The organism is Desmonostoc vinosum (assembly GCF_059505385.1).
In genome coordinates this window covers 22,770-46,137 of the sequence record NZ_JCACKM010000049.1, presented here as the reverse complement: position 1 = coordinate 46,137, position 23,368 = coordinate 22,770, and the positions used below count along the sequence as shown (strand labels likewise).

20 protein-coding genes and 1 other RNA gene are annotated in these 23,368 nt (G+C 42.0%); 6 read left to right on the top strand and 15 right to left on the bottom strand.

What is annotated here, in order from left to right; translation table 11 throughout:
- Window positions 1-214: 214 nt before the first annotated feature.
- From AC5JMF_RS08780 to AC5JMF_RS08770, 3 genes are all read right to left on the bottom strand, one after another.
- The gene (locus tag AC5JMF_RS08780) at window positions 215-1,426 is read right to left on the bottom strand and encodes a GTPase domain-containing protein (RefSeq protein ID WP_495795319.1); all 1,212 of its coding nucleotides are present in this window, start codon (window positions 1,424-1,426) and stop codon (window positions 215-217) included.
- Between the two features lie 908 nt (window positions 1,427-2,334).
- The gene (locus AC5JMF_RS08775) at window positions 2,335-3,144 is read right to left on the bottom strand and encodes a COP23 domain-containing protein (protein ID WP_495795318.1); all 810 of its coding nucleotides are present in this window, start codon (window positions 3,142-3,144) and stop codon (window positions 2,335-2,337) included.
- A gap of 248 nt (window positions 3,145-3,392) precedes the next feature.
- Window positions 3,393-4,994, bottom strand: coding sequence for a M48 family metalloprotease (locus AC5JMF_RS08770; protein WP_495795317.1), 1,602 nt, complete (start codon window positions 4,992-4,994; stop codon window positions 3,393-3,395).
- Window positions 4,995-5,879: 885 nt separating this feature from the next.
- Here AC5JMF_RS08770 and AC5JMF_RS08765 point away from each other — a divergent pair.
- The 3 genes from AC5JMF_RS08765 (at window position 5,880) to AC5JMF_RS08755 (ending at window position 11,433) form a co-directional block, all read left to right on the top strand.
- The gene (locus AC5JMF_RS08765; protein WP_495795316.1) at window positions 5,880-8,882 is read left to right on the top strand and encodes a peptidase domain-containing ABC transporter; all 3,003 of its coding nucleotides are present in this window, start codon (window positions 5,880-5,882) and stop codon (window positions 8,880-8,882) included.
- 148 nt (window positions 8,883-9,030) lie between these two features.
- The gene (locus tag AC5JMF_RS08760) at window positions 9,031-10,620 is read left to right on the top strand and encodes a beta-barrel domain-containing protein (protein ID WP_495795315.1); all 1,590 of its coding nucleotides are present in this window, start codon (window positions 9,031-9,033) and stop codon (window positions 10,618-10,620) included.
- 315 nt (window positions 10,621-10,935) lie between these two features.
- Window positions 10,936-11,433, top strand: a complete 498-nt coding sequence (locus tag AC5JMF_RS08755; RefSeq protein WP_495795314.1) for a DUF427 domain-containing protein — start codon at window positions 10,936-10,938, stop codon at window positions 11,431-11,433.
- Between the two features lie 49 nt (window positions 11,434-11,482).
- On the opposite strand, the gene AC5JMF_RS08750 is transcribed toward AC5JMF_RS08755, so the two are convergent.
- The 6 genes from AC5JMF_RS08750 to AC5JMF_RS08725 form a co-directional block, all read right to left on the bottom strand.
- Window positions 11,483-12,589: a Gfo/Idh/MocA family protein gene (locus AC5JMF_RS08750; RefSeq protein WP_495795313.1), complete on the bottom strand. Its 1,107-nt coding sequence runs from the start codon at window positions 12,587-12,589 to the stop codon at window positions 11,483-11,485.
- 249 nt (window positions 12,590-12,838) lie between these two features.
- Entirely contained in the window at window positions 12,839-13,225 is a 387-nt protein-coding gene (locus AC5JMF_RS08745; RefSeq protein ID WP_495795312.1) for a hypothetical protein, read from the bottom strand.
- Window positions 13,213-13,599, bottom strand: a complete 387-nt coding sequence (locus AC5JMF_RS08740; RefSeq protein ID WP_495795311.1) for a hypothetical protein — start codon at window positions 13,597-13,599, stop codon at window positions 13,213-13,215. The genes AC5JMF_RS08745 and AC5JMF_RS08740 overlap by 13 nt, the downstream gene beginning before the upstream one ends.
- Window positions 13,600-13,724: 125 nt before the next feature.
- Complete coding sequence (locus AC5JMF_RS08735) at window positions 13,725-13,862, bottom strand: hypothetical protein (protein WP_495795310.1); 138 nt, start codon at window positions 13,860-13,862, stop codon at window positions 13,725-13,727.
- Window positions 13,863-13,899: 37 nt separating this feature from the next.
- On the bottom strand, window positions 13,900-14,613 hold the full coding sequence (rnc, locus tag AC5JMF_RS08730) for a ribonuclease III (protein WP_495795309.1): 714 nt from the start codon (window positions 14,611-14,613) through the stop codon (window positions 13,900-13,902).
- Between the two features lie 440 nt (window positions 14,614-15,053).
- A complete protein-coding gene (locus AC5JMF_RS08725; RefSeq protein WP_495795308.1) occupies window positions 15,054-15,431 on the bottom strand; it encodes a hypothetical protein in 378 nt (125 codons plus the stop codon).
- A 123-nt stretch (window positions 15,432-15,554) separates the two neighbouring features.
- On the opposite strand from AC5JMF_RS08725, the gene AC5JMF_RS08720 reads away from it, so the two are divergent.
- Window positions 15,555-15,758 (top strand): hypothetical protein, encoded by a 204-nt coding sequence (locus tag AC5JMF_RS08720; RefSeq protein WP_495795307.1) that lies wholly within the window; start codon window positions 15,555-15,557, stop codon window positions 15,756-15,758.
- A gap of 84 nt (window positions 15,759-15,842) precedes the next feature.
- Here AC5JMF_RS08720 and rnpB read toward each other — a convergent pair.
- The 3 genes from rnpB to corA form a co-directional block, all read right to left on the bottom strand.
- An RNA gene (gene rnpB, locus AC5JMF_RS08715) (RNase P RNA component class A) lies at window positions 15,843-16,304 on the bottom strand.
- A gap of 51 nt (window positions 16,305-16,355) precedes the next feature.
- The gene (locus tag AC5JMF_RS08710; protein ID WP_495795306.1) at window positions 16,356-17,063 is read right to left on the bottom strand and encodes a hypothetical protein; all 708 of its coding nucleotides are present in this window, start codon (window positions 17,061-17,063) and stop codon (window positions 16,356-16,358) included.
- 49 nt (window positions 17,064-17,112) lie between these two features.
- Window positions 17,113-18,246: a magnesium/cobalt transporter CorA gene (corA, locus tag AC5JMF_RS08705; RefSeq protein ID WP_495795305.1), complete on the bottom strand. Its 1,134-nt coding sequence runs from the start codon at window positions 18,244-18,246 to the stop codon at window positions 17,113-17,115.
- Window positions 18,247-18,272: 26 nt separating this feature from the next.
- On the opposite strand from corA, the gene AC5JMF_RS08700 reads away from it, so the two are divergent.
- Window positions 18,273-18,473, top strand: coding sequence for a hypothetical protein (locus AC5JMF_RS08700; RefSeq protein ID WP_495795304.1), 201 nt, complete (start codon window positions 18,273-18,275; stop codon window positions 18,471-18,473).
- 157 nt (window positions 18,474-18,630) lie between these two features.
- Here the strand turns inward: AC5JMF_RS08700 and groL are convergent, their stop codons facing one another.
- A complete protein-coding gene (groL, locus tag AC5JMF_RS08695; RefSeq protein ID WP_495795303.1) occupies window positions 18,631-20,292 on the bottom strand; it encodes a chaperonin GroEL in 1,662 nt (553 codons plus the stop codon).
- A 157-nt stretch (window positions 20,293-20,449) separates the two neighbouring features.
- Between groL and AC5JMF_RS08690 the strand changes: the two genes are divergently transcribed.
- Window positions 20,450-21,529: an MraY family glycosyltransferase gene (locus tag AC5JMF_RS08690; protein WP_495795302.1), complete on the top strand. Its 1,080-nt coding sequence runs from the start codon at window positions 20,450-20,452 to the stop codon at window positions 21,527-21,529.
- Between the two features lie 119 nt (window positions 21,530-21,648).
- On the opposite strand, the gene rsmG is transcribed toward AC5JMF_RS08690, so the two are convergent.
- Window positions 21,649-22,428 carry a 16S rRNA (guanine(527)-N(7))-methyltransferase RsmG gene (gene rsmG / locus AC5JMF_RS08685; protein WP_495795301.1) on the bottom strand — a complete coding sequence of 260 codons (780 nt, stop codon included), beginning with the start codon at window positions 22,426-22,428 and terminating at the stop codon, window positions 21,649-21,651.
- Window positions 22,429-22,517: 89 nt separating this feature from the next.
- The gene (locus tag AC5JMF_RS08680; protein WP_495795300.1) at window positions 22,518-23,192 is read right to left on the bottom strand and encodes an ABC transporter ATP-binding protein; all 675 of its coding nucleotides are present in this window, start codon (window positions 23,190-23,192) and stop codon (window positions 22,518-22,520) included.
- Window positions 23,193-23,368 lie beyond the last annotated feature (176 nt).

Below are 23,368 nucleotides of genomic sequence, written 5' to 3'. Positions count from 1 at the left end.
CCCCTTACCCCCATACCTGAAGGAAGAGGTTTCCACGGGGCGAGGAATCTGATGAGGGGGACGCGGGGAGGGGGGGACGCGGGGACGCGGAGAATAATCAATAACAAATGACGTAAAGCCTGCGGCATAGCTACGCTTAGAGCGTAGCGGTAGCGAGGTACGAGCGTCGCGTCATGACGAATGACAAATGACAATTCTCCACTCCCCATTTCCTTCAAAAATTACAACCAAGATTGATAGTAATCTGTGACAGAAGTTCAATCCAAAAGTTCATCTGAGATATTTCTCGAATCTCTGCATTTGCTATTGAAATATTCAATCTTCTATTGATGCGATTAAATTCTTGAGTCAATTTCAGACTACTATCAACTTTTAAACCTTTGCTCAAGAAATAATCAATAATTAAAAGTGTCGTAGCCATGTAAGAAACTACTATAATTATCCCTGCAATGTCGAAAACACCTGTAGGAGGTAGAAAAGATACAAAAATTCCGTAAGCTATTGCCCCTATCGATGACGAACTTGTAGTACTAAAAGTATTCATAGCTTGGGTAATTTCTTTCTTGCAAGGAAACTCACCTCTGTAAAGATATCCCAAGGAAGAAATAGCACTAACTTGACTAGCACCGATAATCGCAATACTACCAGGTAAAAAAATAGAACCTACTGATGTTACACACGCAGCAGCAATTATCCCCATAGCATGAGGTTGTTTTTGCTTAAGTTCTCTGGCCAAAAAAGCTACTTTCCCTACCTTAAAACAAGCTTCAAAAATTTGATTTTTTACCTCTGTAATTCCCTTGAGAGTTTGAGGGATACCATACTCATCAACTATAATTTCTTTTTTTTCTCCTGTAATCGGATCTAATAATTTATTTTGAGGATCATATCCCAGGCAGCAAACCTCATGAATAGACATATAAACTTTGAGATTTAAAGCCTCTCTCCACTGATGTTTAATTACTTGTAAATTTACTTTTGAATATTGATCGATTTTATTTAAAATAATAAAAATATGCTCTGCTCTTTTTTTCAACAAATTATAGTTTTCTATCTGTTGTTGATCAGGGTATCCTTGAACAACTATAATCCCGATATCTATACTTTTTTGAAAATTTTCTTGGGCTTTGATAAAGTTGGGTACATCTAAATTTTGGAGTATTGGAGTATCCCAAACTTGAATATGCTCTCCAATTCTTTGAAAGTATACATCTTGTTTAATCCCATAACCTGTGCCAATTTTAAACTTTGGTTCTTTTTTAGGATAATCAAACAAAGCATTTAAAAAAGAGCTTTTACCACTAAAAGGTTTTCCAGTAATTACTATATTTAAATAGTTATATATTTTAGCATTATATTCAATCAATAATTGCTCAACCTTACGTGCGATCGCCTCTTCGTTTAAATTAATATTGTTAATTGTCACTGCTTAAGCCTCCTAGTATTTTCTAAAATTAGAATTTTAGAGATATTAATAAAGCCTCTTATGTGCGAAATACGTAGCTTGTTTTTTGAGAAATGCTGTCTTCATTTAAGCCAGTACGTTGCGAACTTTCCCGCAGTTTTAGTAACTGGTATGGCGATTTAGTTTCACTATTTATTACTAATAGTTAAAATTCATTACTGCTATTTTTTAATATTATCCTGATTTCAAAAAAATGATTTTTAATTATTAAAAATAATAGAAAAGAAAGATTATAAATAAAATAATAAGCAAAAAATATTGATAAAAAACTATTTTTATAGGCAACATTATTTTTGACGTGATTTTATAAAATATTAATTGAAATTGTGTCTTGATTAATCTTCAAAACCTCATATAAATACTCATATAAAACTCATACAAATTTTTGGGGAGACCCCATGATATCATGTTCATTAATATTTTTTTGTTGGGCTACGCCCCGCTTCTCTACGAGACGCTTCGCGAACGCTAACACGCAGAGGCGCAGCGAAAAGTTCTGTTCGCGTAGCGTCTCCGTCAGGAGAAGGAGGGTTTCCCTCCGTAGGAAACTTTTCAAGACAGAGGCGCAGAGAAGAGAACGCAAAGAAGGACTTTTACAAGAGGTCTAGTGATTATCCGAACTTGATAAGCTAATAATCATTCAAATTGCATCCCCGCGTCTCCCCTTAAGCGCGTCCTCCGAAGTTTGCTCAACGGGGGGAACCCCCGCACGCAACTTCTCTCCGCGTCTTTCTGAGGCAAAGGATTATGCAAGTTAAAGGCAGATTAACTTATCACTCTTGCGGCTTAGTTTCCCTGTTCCCTTTCACTTATTTTGCAAACAAAAAGCAGGCATTTCGCCTGCTTTTGAGAAAACATTGCCAATTAAGTTAGCGAAAATTCCCAGGATTGAGACGAACTGGGGCTTGACGATTTGATGTTCCAGGCTGAGATTGACGACGAATTGCGACTCCATTTCGCAAGTTTATAGCAGTACCGCCATCTTTAGGGTCTAGGAAAGGCTTTAAATTAATCCCACGTCTAGATGTCGAAACCCGATTATTACCACTGCCCAAAAGTGTACTCCCTAAATTGTACAATTCATCTACATCACCTCTGCCGTTGCGATAAGTGTTAACGGCTGTGGTTTGTTGGCCGTTGTCAGCAGCCGTTAAGTTTTGGAAAACGCTATTGCGTACAGTGTAAGGGTCTCTATTGGGAGGTACTGTTAGTACAATTCGACAACTGGCATCAGCCTCGGTGGTGACGCAAACAGTATTTTGTCTATTTTCATAACCTGTTTGCAACTCAAGCAAGCCATCTTGGCGATAAGATTCTAAGCGGTTGGCAATGGTTTGACAGCGGAGTTGAGAATTCCAACCACCACCCAAAGTTGCTGGTGCTGCCCAAGGAAAGAATTGACCTGGTTGACTTTGGGGTTGATACATGACTGTATACTGACCATTGTAATATTGGCAGCCAAATCGAGCTATTCTATCAACGCCTCTTGAAGAACTAGGGATACTTGATGAATCTGTTGGTATTGGTCTGTCTGTTGATGTTGATCCATCCGATGGTACTGTTGGTACAACAACGCCATCATTACCAGAGTCAATTTGAGCAAATGCGGCGGAATTACCGATAAAAATAGATAAAGCAAGACTGCTCAAAGAAATTAACTTCAGCAGTTGTGACGACATAGAAAATTCTCCAAGGGAAGTTTACAACAGTTATCAGTTATCAACAAATCCCTTCCGGGTAGGGAACAGGGAAGAAAAGTTGTGATTATTTCAAATTTTCCTATTCTTTTCTACCTTAGAAAAACAGTGGGTTTGAGTTCCCCACTTACAGGTGTAAGTCTTGGTAAGGATTTGAGCAAGCACCATACACAATCACTGTTCCCTTTAACTGTTGATAACTTCAGTGACGAATAATTTTATCTTTTGATTCATCTAGAACGTCGCTTTTTTTGTGCTTGTTCTTTTTTCTCTTTTAGTAGCTGTTCCACCTTGGCTTTAATTTCTGTATGTCGCCCAACTCCTTCGTAAGCGTAGCGGTTATAGCCACTACGAGAGATTAAATTTTCTAAATCGTTAACTCGCTCATTACCGCCAGGGTGAGAAGATAACCAACTGGGAGGAGCGTTTTTTTGTTGTTTTTCTAGTGTGACCATCAAGTTCCGCAAACCATCAGCGGCATAGCCAGTGGCCACAATCAAACGCGTGCCGAGAGTGTCTGCTTGACGTTCCATGTCGCGGCTGTAACTGAGTGCAAAAAGTTGCCCGACAGTGCCGCCCAAGGGAAGATATTGAGTAACGTTAGAGATGAGGTTGCCTTGGGTGACTAGTTGAAAGCCGTGAGATAAAACTACGTGGGATAATTCATGCCCAATTAATCCGGCTAATTCTGCTTCTGATTTACTTTTAGCGATCGCACCTGCATTAATAAAGATTTTGCCACCTGGTAGGGCAAAAGCGTTAAGGTCTGCTTCGGGAATCACAAAAAATTCATATTTAAATTCCTCGCGTCCTCCTACCTTCGCTAGTTTTTGCCCAATTTCGTTGACGTATCCTAAAACATCCTCATCTTTAACTAAGTCCAATTGTTTTTTTGCTTGCTTGGCCACCGACTCACCGATAGCTTCTTCACCTTGTAGTAATACGATGGTGGAGTCAAGAGCTGAAAAAGGGCCAAGTAAACTACCGGTGACGGCGTAACCTAATGCACCCGTGATAATGTTAGCGAGGGCATTACCTCTAACTTCTCCTTGAATATGAGCCTTGTATTTTTTGAGATTTTCCTCGGCTAATTTTGTAAACTCCCCTGCTTGCGGGTCTTGAGGGTTGAGAATAGCATATTGACGCGCTGCTAAAGATGCTTCCATCCATTTTTTGGCATTAGCTAGGGCTGTAACTCTAGCTTTAATTAAATCTGGTTGGTTGGGATAAAGTGAAGATGCCCGTTCTAGTATATCTAACGCTGCTTTGAGGCGATCGTATTGTTTCAGTACTTCTGCGTATCGAATATGACCAGGAATAAATTCGGGATACTGTTCTACTAATAGTTGCAGTGGTACTAAAGTTCTGGTTTGTAACTTCTTGGCGATTCCGGCCTCTGATTCTCGCCAGTAAACTTTACCTGCTGGAGATAGTTGTGCAGGGTCAACTATTGCTGGTTTGCGTTCAAAAGATATAGTTGTTTTGGCAAAGGGTTCTTTGACCTCACGGTATAGTTTTTCTGCTTCTGGAATTTTTCCCGCCAGATAAAGCTTGTCTGCGGCGATAAATTTTTGCTCAGGCGTGAGTTCTTCAGAAATAGGTTGTTTCGGTTCAGTTACTGCACCCTCTGGTGCTGGGGTTGACGAATGTTGCAGTGCATCCCGTAACTTTTGAATTTTAGTCGCTTCAGTCGTTTCAACAGTGGTAGACGCAGGAGATTCTTGTGCCGGCAAGGGTGCTATCGGTTGCGTCAGAATAATTAAAATTGATGTCCCTGCTGACAGTAGTATCCAGTTACAGGCTAATAACAGAGACTTCCAGGTTCGTTTCATGCAGTAAACCACCTATGCAAAAAACTCTTTTTTTGAATGTTTGAAAATTGATTTTCGAGAATTTAGTAAACCGGAAACACCAAAAAATTTTGTCTACTTTCTTTGCCAAGAAGTATTTTAAATGATCCGCTACCAAGGCAAGGACTATTATTACAATATATGAATACTAGTAAATCTACTGAGGGCGATCATTAATTTACTTAAGTAAATTTAGTAGTTGTTTTTTTAACGGTGTCATAAATGCTTTTCTCACTAATTACTCACCGTTTAATAGCTGAGCAAAAAAGTCAAGTTTATTCGTTGATTTGCAAGCATGAGCAGTATTTTTCAAAGAAAAGCTGACTTTTTTCTCCTAGAGATAATGCTTAAATATCTGTGAACAACAATTCTTAAAATAAGGTTATTTTTGTTACATTAGTTTGATAAATATGCATCTCGGTACAAAGTATGATATTTTCTAACTAAACAACCAAACTTTAACTGGGATTGATGTTAGCTTTAACAAGCTTAACTTTAATTTATCGTCTTTAATGAAGATTGAGGAAAAATGCAATACTGTACACAAATAATCAATTTGTATAAAAATATGTAATATTAACCAGGTAATAACCTGGGCACAACTAGACTAACCTATCTTTTTTAAAACAATTCATCACGGTGGCAACCCTGATCACAAGTACTGATCAATGCAGGTCTGCAATTGAAAGATGTATCGCAACAAACCACTACCCCTAGTTTCGGTTATTTCTGGGAATTAGAGCAAGCATCCCTACGGAAATTACGTATGCACGCACAATAAAATACTACAAAACTTTTAGTACAGCAAAATTTTCAGTATTCAATTCCCAATACTTAGTAACCAGTACCGCGCAAAGCACCTCTGACATGACTTACACTAAAAACACCTTCTTTGAATTTCTCACCACCCTAGAGGGGTTTGACCAGTTACCAGATGAAGCGATCGCCAATTTATCACAGCAACTCAAAGCTTGGCGTTATCGCATTGGTCAAAAAATCATTGGCAAAGAAACGCTCCCCGAACAATTAACAATTATTTATGAGGGACAAGTGCGTCTGTTGGGATATGATCCCCAGACACAAATGCCAATTACCCTGAAACTGCTGCAACCAGGAGAAACTATTGGGGAAATTAGTTTGTTGCGTGATGTTGCTTGCGAAACGGCGATTGCTTCTACTGAAGTCGTATGTTTAACCTTAAGTGCCACAGAATACTTTAGCTTTCTTGCCACATACCCAGCTTTGGCGAATGTTCGCCAAAACCATAGTTACTTAATCGAAGTTTTCGATGTTCTCAGTAAACAATGGGAACAGCAAGCAAACGCCACGATCAACATCAAAGAACTAGCAGAAAAAGCTTTAACAGGGGCCGAAATACATTACCTTTCCCCAGGAAAAACACCACTGCATCAATTGGATAGAGAAAACATCTGGTTTGTGAGTGGTGGCGGTACAGTCACAAATTTATCTCCTGGTTCCCGCATCAGTCCGAACGATATCGAAGACGGCATCAAGGTGATTGGCAAAAATCCCGCACGTTTGATTGGTGTGTGTGCCTCTGATTTATTATTGCTAGATGCTCATCAAGTAGAGTTGGAAGTTAACGACAGCCAACCACAACTGACAGATGAGCTAGATATTCCCTACGCACCAGACGAAGAAATACCACAGGCTGATACCTCAGCCAAAGGCAGGCGAAAACACAAAAAATACCCATTCTTTCGTGGCAAGGGAGAATTAAATACCACCTTCGCCTGTTTTCAAATGGTCACGAAGCAGCTGGAAATCCCCTTTCGTCGAGAGGTGGTGCGTCGCATTCTCAACGAGCAAATCAAACGTCAGGGTCATCTCTCGTTTCAACTTTGTGCTTACCTATCAGAGTTAATCGGACTCAAATCACATCTGATAGATTTACCCGTCGCTTCCTTGACGCGCCTCACAACACCAGCACTGATTCGCTATGCTGATAGCTTTGCGGTTTTATATGAGATAGACGCGAATCATGCCGTAGTGGGTGTACCATCCCACGGGATTGTGCGCTGCAAACCCTCCCAATTGATGAAGCAATTGGAGATTGACGAAGCTAACTTACCACCACAATTTCGAGTATTACTGCTTACCACCACCAAAGAAACACCTCAAGAACGCTTCAGCTTGCGGTGGTTTTTACCCTATTTGTCGCGTTACCGTCGCGTACTCATAGAGGTATTTATCGCTTCATTTTTCGTCCAGTTAGCGGCATTAGCCAATCCGCTAGTTGTGCAGTTAATTATCGACAAAGTAATTGCTCAAAATAGCATCAGCACTCTGCATATTTTGGGAGTTTTACTATTAGTTGTGGGGCTATTTGAAGCAGTATTGACTACATTACGCACCTACTTATTTGTCGATACAACCAACCGCATCGATATGAGTTTGGGGTCACAAATTATTGACCACTTACTCAGGCTACCACTGCGCTACTTTGAACGCCGACCTGTGGGTGAACTAGCAACCAGAGTTAACGAATTAGAAAACATCCGCCAATTTCTCACAGGTACAGCATTAACAGTAGTGTTAGATGCAGTATTTTCGGTAGTTTATATCGTGGTGATGCTGATTTATAGTTGGCAACTCACATTAGTAGGTTTATGCACGATTCCCGTATTCGTGATTATTACCTTAATTGCCGCTCCCACCGTGAGCAGACAATTACGCGCCAAAGCCGAACGTAACTCCGAAACTCAATCTTATTTAGTTGAAGTGATGTCGGGAATTCAAACAGTCAAAGCGCAAAACATCGAATTGCGATCGCGTTTTTCCTGGCAAGAGCGTTATGGTCGGTTTGTCGCTGCAGGTTTTAAAACCGTTGTCACTTCCACCCTCGCCAATTCTACCAGCAACTTTCTCAACAAACTCAGCAGCTTACTCGTTTTGTGGGCAGGAGCTTATTTAGTCCTGCAAAATCAATTAACCTTGGGGGAATTAATCGCCTTTCGGATTATATCGGGTTACGTAACTAGTCCAATCTTACGCTTGACTCAAATCTGGCAGAACTTCCAAGAAACAGCCTTGTCTCTAGAGCGGTTAAGCGACATTGTCGATACACCCCAAGAAGCCGAAACAGACCGTGATAACATTCCCTTACCGGTTATTAAGGGAGCGGTAAAATATGAAAACGTTTCCTTCCGATTTGCCAATAGTGGCCCCCTACAACTTTCCAACGTCAATCTCGCTTTTGAACCAGGAAAATTTGTCGGCATCGTCGGACAAAGTGGATCTGGTAAAAGTACCATGATGAAATTGCTGCTGAGACTTTACGAAACAGAGTCTGGCAGAATTTTAATTGATGGTTACGACATCTCCAAAGTAGAGCTTTATTCCCTACGCAGACAAGTTGGTGTAGTTCCCCAAGAAACCTTGTTATTCGACGGTACAGTTCAGGAAAACATTGCTCTGACAAATCCTGATGTCACAACCGAAGAAATTATCGAAGCCGCGAAAGTCGCCTGTGCCCACGAATTTATTATGAACTTACCCAACGGGTATAATACTCGTGTGGGCGAGAGAGGTGCTGGACTTTCCGGTGGACAAAGACAAAGAATTGCGATCGCTCGTTCTGTCCTACAACGACCAAAACTATTAGTATTAGACGAAGCAACCAGCGCCTTAGACTATCCCACAGAGCGACAAGTCTGTCTTAACTTAGCTAAAGCATTCCAAGGTGATACAGTATTTTTCATCACCCATCGTTTAAATACCGTCAGTAATGCAGATGTCATTGTCGTGATGGATAGTGGCAGGGTTATAGAGCAAGGAAGCCATCAAGAATTGATGACTGCTAAAGGTCATTATTATTACCTGTATCAGCAGCAAGAGGTGAATTTATAATTTAGTCATTTGTCATTGGTCATTTGTTTAAAACTATTGACCATTGACAAATAACGCAATTAATAATCATGCAGTCTCAGTCTCATACAAATTCGTTAAAAGAATTACGAATTGATATAAAATCCACAACCTCAAACCCCAAATCACTATGACTCAACTTAATGGCAATCACATCAAAGACAATCATCGTAACGGCAAACATCAAAACGGCAACGGAGCAAAACGAGATTCACAAACAGCTGTAGCTCAAGGAAAAATTACCAAACAGTCTGCAATTAACTCCCATGAGTATGACTTTGAACAATCAGTAATTCTGCGTCAATCACCAATTTGGTCACGCACAATTTTGGTGACTTTAATGGGATTAGCCTGTTTTGGAATTGCTTGGGCTTGTTTTGCCAAAATCGAGCAAGTAATCCCAGCAATGGGCCAATTAAAACCTGAAGGAACAGTCAAAGAAGTACAAGCACCTGTCAGCGGAGTTGTGAAAGAACTCTATGTTAAAGATGGGCAACAAGTCAAGCCAGGAGATTTATTACTAACTTTTGATTCCATCGCCACCGTTGCTGAATTAAATTCTTTAAATAAGATTCGCACCGCATTAAACGCAGAAAACAAGATTTATCGTCAATTGATGGGAGCAAGTACTGCTACAGCCTCTGAGTTAGAATTTTTGCAGAGTAAGTTACCCCAAGAAGCAGCTTTTCTCCTCAAAAGTCGAGCAGCATTAGTTGGAGAAAACGAATTATTGCGGACTCAACTTAGAAATTCCGATCCAAGTACAGGGATGGGAATCGATGAACAACAACTTCTAAGAGCTGCTAGAGAAGAATTAGCTTCCCGCTCAGCCGCAGCAAGATTTGAAGTAGAAAAAATCAAAAAGCAGCTGACACAAACGCAAGTCAAACTCAACGATACCAAATCTAGTTTAGCCATCCAGCAGCAAATTTTAGGCAAGCTCAAAATCTTAGCCGAAGAAGGTGGTATTTCCCAGCTTCAGTACCTTAATCAGCAACAAGAAGTACAAAACTTGGCAGCAGAAGTAGCTCAATTAGTTGAAGAACAAAAACGCCTCGGTTTTGATATTGAGAGAGGAAAACAAGAATTTAACAATACTTTAGCTATCACCGATAAAAATGTCTTGGATAAGATAGCTGATAACAAAAAACGCATTGCCGAAATTGATACTCAATTTATGAAAGTTGTATTAGACAACGAGCAGCGTTTAGCAGATGTCAACAGCAAAATATCTCAAACGCAGTTAAACGTTAAATATCAAGAACTACGCGCTCCTGTTGCTGGTTCAATTTTTAATATGCAAGCTAAAAACGTTGGTTTTGTGGCAAATACCACTACAAAACTATTGGAAATAGTACCAGAAGATAAATACATAGCAGAAGTTTTCATCACCAACAAAGATATAGGTTTTGTGCGGAAAGGGATGAAAGTCGATGTGAGAATCGACTCTTTTCCTTTTAGCGAATTTGGCGATATTAAAGGAGAAGTAATCGGCATCGGTTCAGACGCATTACCACCTGATCAAAACAACCAATACTACCGATTCCCAGCCAAGATTCGTTTAGATAGACAATATCTAGAAATCAAAGGTAAAAACGTCACCTTACAATCAGGGATGTCCATCAGCGCTAACATTAAAGTGCGCGAAGAACGGACAGTCATGAGCTTATTTACCGAATTATTCACCAACCAAGTCGAAAGCTTAAAACAAGTGCGTTAGTCAAGTAGGGAGTGGGGAGTAGGGAAAGAGATATTTTCATACACTCATTGGGTGATTTTTCACACGAGAGGCTATATTGAAAATAATAGGTGCTTGCATCTTTTTCTGCTTTGGTCAAGCGGTAAATCTCTTCTTACTCTCCGCGCCTCTGTCTTGAAAAGTTTCCTACGGAGGAAACCCTCCTTCTCCTGACGGAGACGCTACGCGAACAGAACTTTTCGCTGCGTCTCTGCGTGAATAAAAAATATTTATGCAACAAGCTCAACGACTATTAAAATCAAATTAAGAATAAAATATAAAGATCCAAAAAATTAAATGGTAAGACCCCAACGCATCGAACCCGCTCCTGGACAAGAATCAGTTTGGGATTACCCCCGTCCCCCACGTTTGGAGGACACAAGCAAACACATTCAAATCATCTTTAATGGGGTAACAATTGTAGATACTCACAGCGCCAAGCGTGTGTTAGAAACCAGTCACCCACCCTCTTATTACATCCCTCCTGCGGATATCAAAATGGAATATCTGCTACTAACACCCCAATCGAGCTTTTGTGAATGGAAAGGTGGGGCAAAATATTATACAATTCGTGTTGCTGACCGAGAAGTCCAAAACGCTTGCTGGTTGTACCCAAATCCTACACCAGTCTTTGCATCTATCAAAGACCACGTAGCATTTTATGCTCATTTAATGGATGAATGCTATGTAGACGGTGAAAAAGTACAACCACAACCAGGTAATTTTTACGGTGGTTGGATTACCAGTGATATTGTTGGGCCGTTCAAAGGTGGTGCTGGAACTTGGGGATGGTAGTTTTTTATAGGGAACAGGGAACAGAAAATCTTCTGTTCCCTATTAGCATCTAAGGATTGCTAATAAAAATTGGTTCACCACCCTGTTCAAGAGATGCTGTTAAAGCAGCCAAAATTTCTACTAACTGCGTGCCTACCCAGCCGGATGAAATTTCTGGAGGAGTATTGTTGAGGACGGAAGCTACAAAGCGATCGCAAACTCGCTTTAATGGTTCGCCTGCCTCCAAATCTAACACGGCTTGGCTTTGATTTATCGGCATAAATTGATTTCCCTGCCGTTCAAACTCCCCATTAACTAGTGTTAGAGGTGATGAAGCTGACATTTCATCAAAAATCAAACTACCAAGGCTACCCACAACCCCCAACCGCCGCTGTTTATCAGGATTCAACCAGCATAAGTGAATAAACGCTTGAAAACCATCTGGGTAAGTAAGTGTCACCCATACCAAATCAGCTAGTCCCTTGGGAGATGAGGACACGGAGACGCGGGGACACGGGGACGCGGGGAAATTACTCTCTGTGTTCCCGCGTCTTTTCTTCTGTGCGTCTTCTTCAACTCCTTCCTGTAACCATACCTTACCCGTTGCTTGCACTTTCACAGGTAGCTGACCCAGCCAAGTATTAAAAATCGCAATATCGTGAATAGCTAAATCCCAAAGTGCATCAACATCTTGCCGGACAGGGCCTAAATGGGTGCGGGTGGCATAGCCATAGCGTAAATCACCCAATTTACCCGCCTCAACTACAGCTTTCCCACGCTCAACTGCTGGGTGAAATAAGTAGGTGTGATCAACCATCAGTATCAAACGCCGTTGCTGTGCCAGTTGGCAAAGTTCCCAACATTCCTTGGGGTCGAGAGTCAAGGGTTTTTCTGCCAAAACATGGTACCCCTGCTGGAGAGCATCTTTAATTAAAGCATAGTGGGTAACAGCAGGAGTAGCGATCGCTACCGCTGTTAACTCGGAAATTTGCTTGATATCTAACCATTTAGTGGTTAATAATACATTATTATCTAAGTTAAATTGCTGTTTTACCGCTAGTAATCTCTCTGGATTAGGGTCTACTACAGCAACCACAACTACTTGGGGATGTGCTAAAAAATTCCTTAATAAATGCACTCCCCAACGCCCAACACCGATGACCGCAATGTTAATCATTAGACCATAATTAATAAATTAATAGTCAATAGTCAGCGGTAAATCGTCAATCGTCAAGATTCAAAAATGGAACAGGGAACAGGGAACAGAGGAAGAATTAGCCCTGAATATGGGTCACTAGCACGATTATTTATTTTTTCGCTCTGACGTAGCACGAGAAACAGCGAAAAACGCGGTCTGATATCACGCTTTAAAAGTACTGTAGCTCCTAAGCTTTCTTTATTCCCAGCTGGCTCTATTGCTTACTTTTCACCCTGGTTGCCATACAATGTGCGAACGCTTCGCCAACAAACCCGCCAAGCGTTCCGCAAGGGCTAGGTTATCTTCCCTATAGGGTAAACCAACAATATTGGCATGGTTCACCGAATCCTGCTCCACATCCAAACCAATTTCCCGAATACGCCCAACCTCAAGACTGGCAACTCCATAACACTTGCGAAACAACCCAGCACACTGTTCTAGAGAACACATACTTGCCAGATTTACCGAAAGCCCAGGTTCACTAGCCCGTAGGAAATAAGCATCTGCCTTCACACAATTAGTGTTCTCATCAATCCACTGTTTACGCAGCAGCGCTCGATAAACAACTGCATCAAAAGGCAATGGCTCAAACTGACTCATGCTTAATTCAGCCACTCCAACCACTGCACCAAGATGGATGCTGTCACATCCCGTTCGATGGCGTAATTATCTCCCAATTCATGGTACAGATAGGCTTGTTGTTCGGCTGTCGCTGGGCAAACCAACCGGACTTCACGTTCAGGTAACGGTTTGCTCCATGTTAGTCGAATACTACCTTGCTCATCCGTCGAAGTCGATGCCAAGGGAAAGCGATCGCCCATTGCTTCATAGGCATCTATGATCAATCGTATCGCCAATTTAAAGGCGTATTGGCTCGGTTGTAAAATCCCGTACTCATCCGTCTCATCCTCTTCTAAAAGAGCAAGGAGCCGCTTCAATGTCACCATAATATCGCTGCTGGAGGGTTGTGCTGACTGAGCAACGGTCATGAAACTCAAGTATATTCATTCGGGAGATCGATACTAGCCTAACATGAGCGATAATCCAGAAGGCAGCGGAAGATTGAGGCTGCTATGTTCCCATGCTTAATAATGTGGAATTGAAACAAGGACATTCAAGCCTCACTCACATGTAGCCGAATGTGTTCAACTAACCGCTTGGTTTCACCGCCAGCTAATATGAGACACTGCGTTGCTTCTTTTGCAGCGATTGTAGAAGCTTCCCGCAGGGTACAAGCGTCATCTTTACCCAAGTACCTGTTCCCCGTTCCCTGTTCCCTTTTAACAGAGTTATTCCGGATTATTAATTGCTAAAAAAGCTACTTTAGCAGCTGCTTGTTCAGCAGCTTTAATTGAGCGTCCCTTGCCTTGACCAAGCTTTTTGTTGTGCAGCCACACCTCAGCCACAAAACGCTCTTGAGCGCGGTGAGGTTGACCAACTTCCACAACCCGATACTCTGGTAAAACCTTAAATTGTGCCTGAGTCCATTCTTGTAGAGCTGCTTTATAGTTAAGTCTAGCTGGATCGAGGCGAATTTCTGCCGCTAGTTGCTGAAAGTGTGGGTCTAGCCAAGGGCGAATCAATTCCAGATTTTGAGTACTTAAGTAAAGCGCCCCCAAAACTGCCTCAAAAGCATCTGCTAACCGTGACTCTTGACCGACTTTATCGGCGGTAGCACTGCCAGCGACTAGCAAATATAACTCTAAACCATATTCTCTGGCCAGTTGAGCGAGAATGCGATCGCTTACCAACACCGAACGAATCGCTGCAAAATCCCCCACTGGACAATCGGGATAATTTTCCCACAACACAATAGCCGCTACTAACCGCACCACTGCATCACCAACAAACTCCAACTGCTCATAATTTGCCGACTCCGAGACAGTGGGATGAGTCAGCGCTAAGTCCAGTAGTTGCCATTTTATCGGTACATCTGGTAGCAGACCTAATTTTTGTACTAAACTTTCAAGTTGTCGCTGACGACGGGGATAAGCAAGAGACATTAGTTATTTAATCATTTGTCATTTGTCATTAGTCATTAATAAATAACTAATAGCAAAAATAAATTAGCGCTCAATATCCTTAATTTACAAGGGATACGCACTTAAAACACTATTTCCGTAAAAATTGTGTACAAAAACAGTTAACTTTTGTTTCTGAAGTTACACATAATAATTTTTTGTTTTCACACAAAAAAGTTGAGTTAGTTTAAGTGCTAGCCTCAGTTGCTGTCGCGTCATTTCCTCAGCAATCAGGTAGTTGGATTCTTCTTCAATCTCTTTTCAGCGTTCTGGTGATAACTGTTCTAGTTTTCCCCATAAGTTATTTTTGATTTTCCTCCTCATGTTTTCAAGAGTATATTAGAGCTTGGCGATCGCTAAACAGACATCAAAAAACTCCCTTCAAGTGAACGAAGGGAGTTAGCAGAAAATTAAGGTGAGCTTTACATTTCTAGCAAGCTCACCACTTGTTCAAGCTTCATCTTAGCTGCGTGCAAGTTCAACAATCTCTCTTGCTCGTACCTATCAGGATAATTCATTCTCCTGCCTTCAAGGGTTATCCTTACGAGTGCTGCTTGTTCATCAGTGAGAGAACCCATCTCATCAATCGCTGAAGCGATGACCTGAATAGTAGGGAATGTAGGTGATTTCAATCCTTTACCCTCTTCTATTTGCTGAATCGCTAAAACAGGGAACGCCATTAGAGAAGTGATATAACTAACTTTGTAACCTGGGTTCCCTGTAGGACGGATGCCGTATCGACGGCATAAGTCGCGTAACTCGATTACTGTTTTGATTTCGAGTTCAGAACGTGTAAACATATAGTTGTCCTTCATCAAGTTGGATATGGGTAGCCGAAACTTTCCACGGTGAACAGCTACCCATAAAATACTATTTATACCTATGTCGTCTTAGGTTTCAATCTATATTTGCATTTTGCAATAATGTCTCCTAACCCCAAGGGCAACCCAGAAAGCTTAGAACCATACAAGTTAACCACTAATAGACCGGAACCACTAACAGCAAAGCTAACTGTCAGACTTCCTCAGTCAATGATGGATAAACTAAAGGCAATAGACAATTATCCTGAATTTGTCAGGCAATGTATTCAGGATGGACTAGACAAGCTTGACCAACTAGATAGCTAACAGTTGGAACAGAAATATATCGTATAAAATCCATACAAAAAATAATGAGGTAGAAAGTTGTAAGCCTTCATACCTCGTTATTAAATAGAGAGTAGGACATAAGCCGGGTTCTGTTCTCTTGCGTAGCAACGTTAATTTTAACGTCACTAGAAGAGGGCGGTTATCTATCTGGGACGCTTGTTACCAAACGCCTCTAGCGGCTCTTTGTGAGCGGAACTGGTAAAAGACCAACCATAGTCCCTCTGGCCTTGCTCCCAACCGGGGTTTACCGAGCCAGCACCTCTCGATACTGCTGGTGCGCTCTTACCGCACCTTTGCACCCTTACCGGGGATTGGGTACTGGGGATTGGGTACTGGGGATTGGGAAAATTCTTTCCCAGTCCCTAGTCCCTAGTCCCTAATCCCTATTCCCGGCGGTATCTTTCTGTGGCACTATCCTCGCGATCGCTCGCACTGGACGTTATCCAGCAAGTCTGGTCTTTCGGGAGTCCGGACTTTCCTCAAACCAGCCACTACGACTGATCTGCAACCACCTGCGCCTACTCTCTAGATCCAGTGTAATCTTGGATGATGTTCATGTAGTGCGACTGGTAGAGATTATTTCTTTTTGTTCCAAGGTAGGGCGTATGTCCAGGGGAGTTTTCTAACTGTGAAAGGACAATTGATAATGCATATGGGGGGAAAATCCGTACCTGGAGCTAAACCTATACGCACTTCCGATATCCTTAATACCAGTTGTAGCGAAAATTCTAACTCCTTTCTTCTGTTGATAAAGTCCCCGTATAACTTCTTTTGAGGAGGGCCGCCAGATTTTAACCCGGTAATATTCACCAAGGGTTTTTTCGCTGAATAAGTGCCACTTTCTTTATCGCGCTCGAAAACATCTTCTGCTGTTACTGTTTCTGTAAGCGTTTTTTTAGGAGCAATGAGACTAGGACTTTGGGGAACAGCCAAATCACGAGTTAAGTCTGGTGATTTGCGAATTACTCGGCGTGATTGCTTGCTGTGTTCAACTACCAATGAGCTATTATCCCAGTCAACGTATATGGCTATATTATCGGATTTATTTTCAACACTCAACGCCAAATCTTTGAGATCATCGTATGAATATGAAGGTTTGAGTTTAAAGGAAATGCCAATTTTATCTTGCAGATTTTGTTGATTTAATTGTTCCTCAACGACTGCCTTTTTAAACTCAAACTTGATTTGGTCGTCTATAGATTCAACCATCCGATTGAAGGCGTAAGAGACACCAATAATATAAATCGTTAAAACCACTAAATTCTGATCACCACTAGCTCTCATATTTAGAAATATTCACTCCTCATTCTCAGTTTTATATCTTCAATCATGCTTAATTATTAGAAGAATTGGCTAGCCAGCCCCGCCGCCAAAAAAAGAATAGTAATCCCAAGGCGATCGCAGCCATCGCTGCTAAGCAAATCGGGTAGCCCCAATACCAATTTAATTCCGGCATATTATATGGTGATTTTTCAGTATTAAAATTCATTCCATATACACCAACCACAAAAGTTAGAGGAATAAAAACGGACGAAATCACTGTTAGCACCTTCATGATTTCATTCATTCTGTTACTGACTGCTGACAAATACACATCCATTAACCCAGATGCCAGTTCTCGGTAAGTTTCTACCATGTCCATTACTTGTACTGTGTGGTCATAACAATCTCTTAAATAGATTCGCACTTCCTCACTAATCAGTTCACTACCATCTCGAATTAAGGCATTAATAGCATCGCGTTGTGGCCAAACAGCACGACGTAATTGTAGTAATTCTCGCCTAATTCGATAAATTTTTTGTAGTGTTTGCGGGGTAGGTTTGACTATCACTTCTTCTTCTAACTCTTCAATTCGCTCTCCGTACATTTCTAAAACAGGGAAAAAGCCATCAATGATTGCATCTAACAAAGCATAAGCTAAATAATCAGTTCCTTGTTTGCGAATGATACCTTTATTTCTTTCAATCCGCACCCGCACCCCCTCAAAGCAATCATGCTCAGGTTCTTCCTGCACTGTGAGCAAATAATGTTTCGCTAATATTAAACTCACCTGCTCACTATAAAAACCACATATTCTTTCTTTTGGTACTACCATATGGGCAATTATGAGTAATTGGTCTTCATAATCCTCTATTTTGGGACGCTCTGGTACATTAACTACATCTTCTAAAACCAGAGGATGTAACTCAAAAACTTGACCCAATCGCTGTAATATATCCTGACTACCTAAACCTTGTACGTCTACCCAAGAAACAGATTCAGTATCCAAATAATTAACACACTCTTCTGGAGTTGCTATTTGTTTGCGAACAACATTAGTTTGGTTGTAATCAATCAAGAAAATGATTGGTGGTGGCGCGTCCGCGTCAACTATGAGAGTTCCCGGCAGAGTTCCAGGTTGGTGATAAAATTCCTTTGTATAAAATCTAGATACTACTTCAGGAAGACGGCGGAGTTTTCTAATCATAAATTTTTATCGAGAAAATAATATTCATGAGTCAATGGTTAGTTCCATCGCAACTCACAATTTTTGATGCTATTAATCAAAGCACCATTACTCAGTTTTGGGCGAATATAATTCGCTACTACACAAGCGAAGTCCACCTCCTTTGGAAAACACGGAAAATCGAGTTCTTGAAACCCACGGAGGTGGGTTTTGTCTGTATAGTCTCGATTTCTAATCGCCGGGGTTAGTATTAATTTAGACTTTTCAAACAACCTCCTATACCCCTAGTTTTTGACGCACATTAGCTTAACACTACATCTTCTTTAAATCAGCTCAGATATAAAAAAACAGTTTGCCTGGATAAGGCAAACTGCTTACAGAGGTTCTATGTATGGGAAGTAGGGATTACATCATGCCCATGCCGCCCATGCCACCCATGCCGCCCATGCCGCCCATGCCGCCCATGTCAGGGGCACCACCTGCGGGTTTTTTCTCAGGTTTTTCTACAACCAAGGCTTCGGTGGTTAAAACCATGCCAGCGATTGAGCCTGCGTTTTGCAAAGCTGAACGGACAACTTTAGCAGGGTCGATAATGCCAGCAATAATCAAGTCTTCAAATTCCCCAGTAGCGGCGTTGTAGCCAATATTGAAGTCGGTTTCTCGAACTTTGACGACGATCACAGAACCTTCAGCACCGGCGTTGTCTGCTATTTGACGCAGAGGAGCTTCTAGCGCTCGTGCCACAATCTCAGCCCCAGTCCTTTCTTCAGCTTCGAGGCTGTTGGCGATCGCCTCAGCATTTTTAGCTAGGTGGATTAGGGTTGTGCCACCGCCAGGAACAATACCTTCCTCAACAGCCGCTTTAGTAGCGTTGAGTGCGTCTTCAATTCGCAGTTTCCGGTCTTTGAGTTCGGTTTCTGTCGCTGCACCCACTTTAATCACTGCCACGCCGCCAGCCAGCTTAGCAATGCGTTCTTGGAGTTTTTCTTTGTCGTAATCAGAGTCGGTTTCTTCTAACTGTTTACGAATTTGAGCAATCCGCTTTTGCACTTCTGGTTTGACATCAGTGCCAGCAACAATCGTGGTGTTTTCTTTGTCAATGGTGATTTTGCGAGCAGTTCCCAAAGCTTCTAGCGAAGCAGTGTCTAGGCTTAAGCCGATTTCTTCAGAAATCATTTGACCATCGGTAAGAATGGCAATATCTTGTAACAAAGCTTTACGGCGATCGCCAAATCCCGGTGCTTTGATTGCCGCTACCGTTAGCACACCACGCGCTTTGTTGACTACCAAAGTTGCTAAAGCGTCTCCTTCGACATCTTCGGCAATAATCAGCAAAGGTTGACCTAAACGGGCAACTTTTTCCAACACTGGCACCAAATCCTGGATGCTGCTGATTTTTTTGTCAGTAATCAGGATGCGGGCGTTTTCAAATTCCACCGTCTGCCGTTCGTTGTTGGTGATGAAGTAGGGGGAAATATAGCCCCTATCGATTTGCATCCCTTCAACGACTTCCAACTCCGTTGTCAAGGATTTGGATTCTTCAACGGTAATGACGCCGTCTTTGGTAACTTTCTCCATCGCTTCGGCTAGCATACTGCCGACTTCTTCATCGTTACCAGCTGAGACAGTAGCAACCTGGGCGATCGCACTTCCTTCAACTGGCTTAGCCACCTTAGCAATTTCTTTTACCAGCGCCTCAATAGTTTTATCGATCCCGCGCTTCAAGCTAACTGGGTTGCTACCAGCGGCAACGTTCTTTAAACCTTCCCGAATTAGTGCTTGTGCTAAAACAGTGGCAGTGGTAGTTCCATCTCCAGCCACATCTTTGGTTTTTGATGCTACTTCCTGGATGAGTCTCGCACCTGTATTTTCGAGAGGATCTTCTAATTCAATTTCTTTGGCAACAGTGATACCATCGTTGACAATTTGAGGTGCGCCAAATTTTTTTTCTAAAAGAACGTTACGACCTCTGGGCCCCAGGGTGATTTTTACGGCATCAGCAAGGGCGTTAACACCCCTCTCTAGTGCCCGCCGCGATTCCTCGTCAAATGCAATAATCTTCGCCATGTTTTATTTCTCTAGCGCTTCCATTAGACAATTTAGCACTCTTGACCTATGAGTGCTAATTTCTTAAACCATTCAGGTTACAAATAGAAATAAAAAAATTGATTATTATACAGTTGATGCTCATGTTAAATACTGGCAGTAATGGTTGTATTGGGAGATGAATCTAGACTCCCTTAAATCTCTTGGTATTGCTCAACCTAGCGGCACCGGCTGGTTAGCAGTGGTATTTACGTTTATTTTGGCTTGGCTTGTGACGTGGCGGTTGATTCCGACGGTACGGAAATTTGCTTTGCGTGTAGGTTGGGCTGACCAACCTAACGCCCGGCGACTTAACCGAGAACCTTTACCCAATGCAGGAGGGCTGGCTATCTACGCGGGAGTAATTGCCGCACTAGTTTTGGCTAGCCTCTTGAGACCCATTGAACTCCAAAACGTGTTAGCTCAAGTGCTGACTATTTTGTTGGGGGGTTCCATCTTAGTGCTTGTCGGCTTTATCGATGACCAGTTCGGTTTACCTCCTTCGGTTCGCTTGTGGGCACAAATTATCACAGCTCTGTTGCTGGTTGCCAATGGTATTAGCATCAAAGTCGCTTTTGGTACTCCCATCGACTCATTACTGTCAATGTCGCTGACTGTACTGTGGGTGGTAGGAATTACCAACGCCATCAACTTGATGGACGGTATGGATGGTTTGGCGGGAGGGATCAGCTTTATTACCGCCATGAGTTTGTTAGGGGTTTCAGCTCAATTTGATAATCGTGCCGCCGCCACCTTGGTTTTAGCAGCCTTGGGAGGGGCAGCACTGGGCTTTTTGCGTCACAACTTCCACCCTTCGCGCATTATCATGGGTGATGCTGGAGCTTACTTTTTTGGTTATGTATTAGCAGCAACTAGTATTTTAGGCAGGCTACAACAAAACACAGTCTATGCCCTCGTACCCACTGTTTTATTTTTGCTACTGCCAGTATTAGACACTACTCAAGTGTTTGTCAGGCGACTCTTAGCAGGCAATAACCCTCTTAGCACTCCTGGAAAAGACCATCTGCACCACCGCCTACTAGCTTGGGGATTTTCCCAGCGTCATGCTGCATTCACCTTGTGGTCAATCACCTTGATTTGCAACTTACTAGCCATGAGAATACAAGGCATGAGCTTGGCAGTAATACTTACTACTGCCAGTAGCATTATTATCTTGTTAGCCTTTACAGTCTGGCAAAGGATACGCCAACAACCTTGAGTTAAGTTTTGTTAAGTTTTGTTAATTGAAATAGGGAGTGGGGAGTAGGGGAGATGAGGGAGAAAGATAATTCAGTCCCCAGTCCCCATTCCCCATTCCCCATTCCCCATTCCCCATTCTCAAGACAACGGCTTTTGCACAGGTACACCAGTAGCACGTGGAAATTTAACTGGTGTGGTTGCGACTTTACGCAAGTAAAGATAGTGACGGATACTTGTACTTACAGGAGTGGTAAATTGTGCGATCGCTTCAATCACACCACCTAACTGTTTAACAGCATTTTGCAAAGTTGTTGTTTCTTCCTCTGTCCAATTACCACGGTAGATGATGGCTAACCCATTGGGCTTGAGCAGTGGTAAAGTATATTCTGCACACACAGAGGCTGTGGCAACAGCACGAACTAAAGCAACATCATAGTTTTGTCGATGCTGGTTTTGTTGACCGATTTCTTCAACTCTACCAGTGAGAGTTTTGGTATTGGTAAGAGCAAGAGCAGATAACATTTTTTCGAGAAAAGTCATTTTTTTCCGAGTAGAATCCAGCAAACTAACTGTCCAATGAGGTAAAGCAATTGCCGTTGGAATACCTGGAAAACCTGCACCTGTGCCAATGTCGATGAGAGAGGGGGATGTGGTTCGACTCCGCTCGCCAACCGGGGGGTAAGTGGATGAGGGGGATGATAAAAGGGGCGCAATTCCTCGTAGAGAGTCCCAGAGATGTTTTTCCCAAAATTCTTGGGGATCGGTGATCCGAGTTAAATTTAGTTGACGATTGCCTTCTAAGATTAATTCATAAAGCTGCTGAAATTGCACCTGTTGTTGAGCAGTGGGTTGCCAATTAAGAGTCTGCTGCCATATCTCGCTCATCTCAGGCACTAAGTGAAGTTTGTCATTAGTCATTTGTCAAGAGTAAAAAGTCAACACTCAAGAATTTTTAATTACTGGGTATATGAATTACGAATTACGAATTACAAATTACGAATTACGAATTACACCACAGGTTGAGTTTCTTTGACTTTGCCACCTAAAGTCTCTGGGTCAACTGATTCTAGTTCACCGTGATTGAGAGTCCAACAACGATCTGCGATCGCTAACAAATCTCCAGCATCGTGTGTTACCACTAACAGTGTCCAATCTTGTTTTAGTTTTGCTAATAAAGTTACCAACTGCCGACGCATTGACCAATCTAACCCGGCTGTGGGTTCATCCAACAATAATAAATTGGGCTGGCGAATTAATTGCACTGCCAATGCCAAACGTCGCTGTTGACCACCACTTAAAGCATAAGGTGCTGCAAATGTGGATAAATGCTCTAATCCTACTTCTGTTAGTGCCTGCTTGACTCTTTCTGAGCCTAATTCAGGATGCCCTAAACGCAATTCTTCTAAAATAGTGCTTCCACAAAAATGCCGCTCTGGAAACTGAAATACTAACCCGGCCAGTTGTTGTAACTGTTCGGCAATCAGTTCTTGTTCTCGCCAGCAGACTGAACCGGAAGTGGGTTCAGCTAGTCCAGACAAAATTTCTAGTAAGGTACTTTTGCCAGAACCACTTGGGCCAATAATTAGACCTAGCTGTTGAGGTGCTAATTCTAAGTTGAGGGATTTGAGAATCGCTGTTGGGCAAGCTGTAGGATGATAAATTAAATTTCTGAGATAGAGCATTTGTTAAGATTACCAAAAAGTCAGCGAATTACTGATTAACTACACTGGGGGCAACTGGAATGTTCCGCAAGATTTAGAGCGTATTATCTGGGTTAGAACCTTAAATTTAGCAGTTAACAATATTTTCCTGCTTGCCAAATCAGACTTTTCTCCATTGTGGCAGACTTCTTGTTGAA

What these genes read in the sequence shown, in the direction of transcription:
- AC5JMF_RS08775 (WP_495795318.1), bottom strand. Translation starts at nt 3,144, where the DNA reads ATGTCGTCACAACTGCTGAAGTTAATTTCTTTGAGCAGTCTTGCTTTA.
- AC5JMF_RS08770 (WP_495795317.1), bottom strand. Translation starts at nt 4,994, where the DNA reads ATGAAACGAACCTGGAAGTCTCTGTTATTAGCCTGTAACTGGATACTA.
- AC5JMF_RS08765 (WP_495795316.1), top strand. Translation starts at nt 5,880, where the DNA reads ATGACTTACACTAAAAACACCTTCTTTGAATTTCTCACCACCCTAGAG.
- AC5JMF_RS08760 (WP_495795315.1), top strand. Translation starts at nt 9,031, where the DNA reads ATGACTCAACTTAATGGCAATCACATCAAAGACAATCATCGTAACGGC.
- AC5JMF_RS08755 (WP_495795314.1), top strand. Translation starts at nt 10,936, where the DNA reads ATGGTAAGACCCCAACGCATCGAACCCGCTCCTGGACAAGAATCAGTT.
- AC5JMF_RS08750 (WP_495795313.1), bottom strand. Translation starts at nt 12,589, where the DNA reads ATGATTAACATTGCGGTCATCGGTGTTGGGCGTTGGGGAGTGCATTTA.
- AC5JMF_RS08740 (WP_495795311.1), bottom strand. Translation starts at nt 13,599, where the DNA reads ATGACCGTTGCTCAGTCAGCACAACCCTCCAGCAGCGATATTATGGTG.
- rnc (WP_495795309.1), bottom strand. Translation starts at nt 14,613, where the DNA reads ATGTCTCTTGCTTATCCCCGTCGTCAGCGACAACTTGAAAGTTTAGTA.
- AC5JMF_RS08725 (WP_495795308.1), bottom strand. Translation starts at nt 15,431, where the DNA reads ATGTTTACACGTTCTGAACTCGAAATCAAAACAGTAATCGAGTTACGC.
- AC5JMF_RS08720 (WP_495795307.1), top strand. Translation starts at nt 15,555, where the DNA reads ATGTCTCCTAACCCCAAGGGCAACCCAGAAAGCTTAGAACCATACAAG.
- AC5JMF_RS08710 (WP_495795306.1), bottom strand. Translation starts at nt 17,063, where the DNA reads ATGAGAGCTAGTGGTGATCAGAATTTAGTGGTTTTAACGATTTATATT.
- corA (WP_495795305.1), bottom strand. Translation starts at nt 18,246, where the DNA reads ATGATTAGAAAACTCCGCCGTCTTCCTGAAGTAGTATCTAGATTTTAT.
- AC5JMF_RS08700 (WP_495795304.1), top strand. Translation starts at nt 18,273, where the DNA reads ATGAGTCAATGGTTAGTTCCATCGCAACTCACAATTTTTGATGCTATT.
- groL (WP_495795303.1), bottom strand. Translation starts at nt 20,292, where the DNA reads ATGGCGAAGATTATTGCATTTGACGAGGAATCGCGGCGGGCACTAGAG.
- AC5JMF_RS08690 (WP_495795302.1), top strand. Translation starts at nt 20,450, where the DNA reads ATGAATCTAGACTCCCTTAAATCTCTTGGTATTGCTCAACCTAGCGGC.
- rsmG (WP_495795301.1), bottom strand. Translation starts at nt 22,428, where the DNA reads ATGACTAATGACAAACTTCACTTAGTGCCTGAGATGAGCGAGATATGG.
- AC5JMF_RS08680 (WP_495795300.1), bottom strand. Translation starts at nt 23,192, where the DNA reads ATGCTCTATCTCAGAAATTTAATTTATCATCCTACAGCTTGCCCAACA.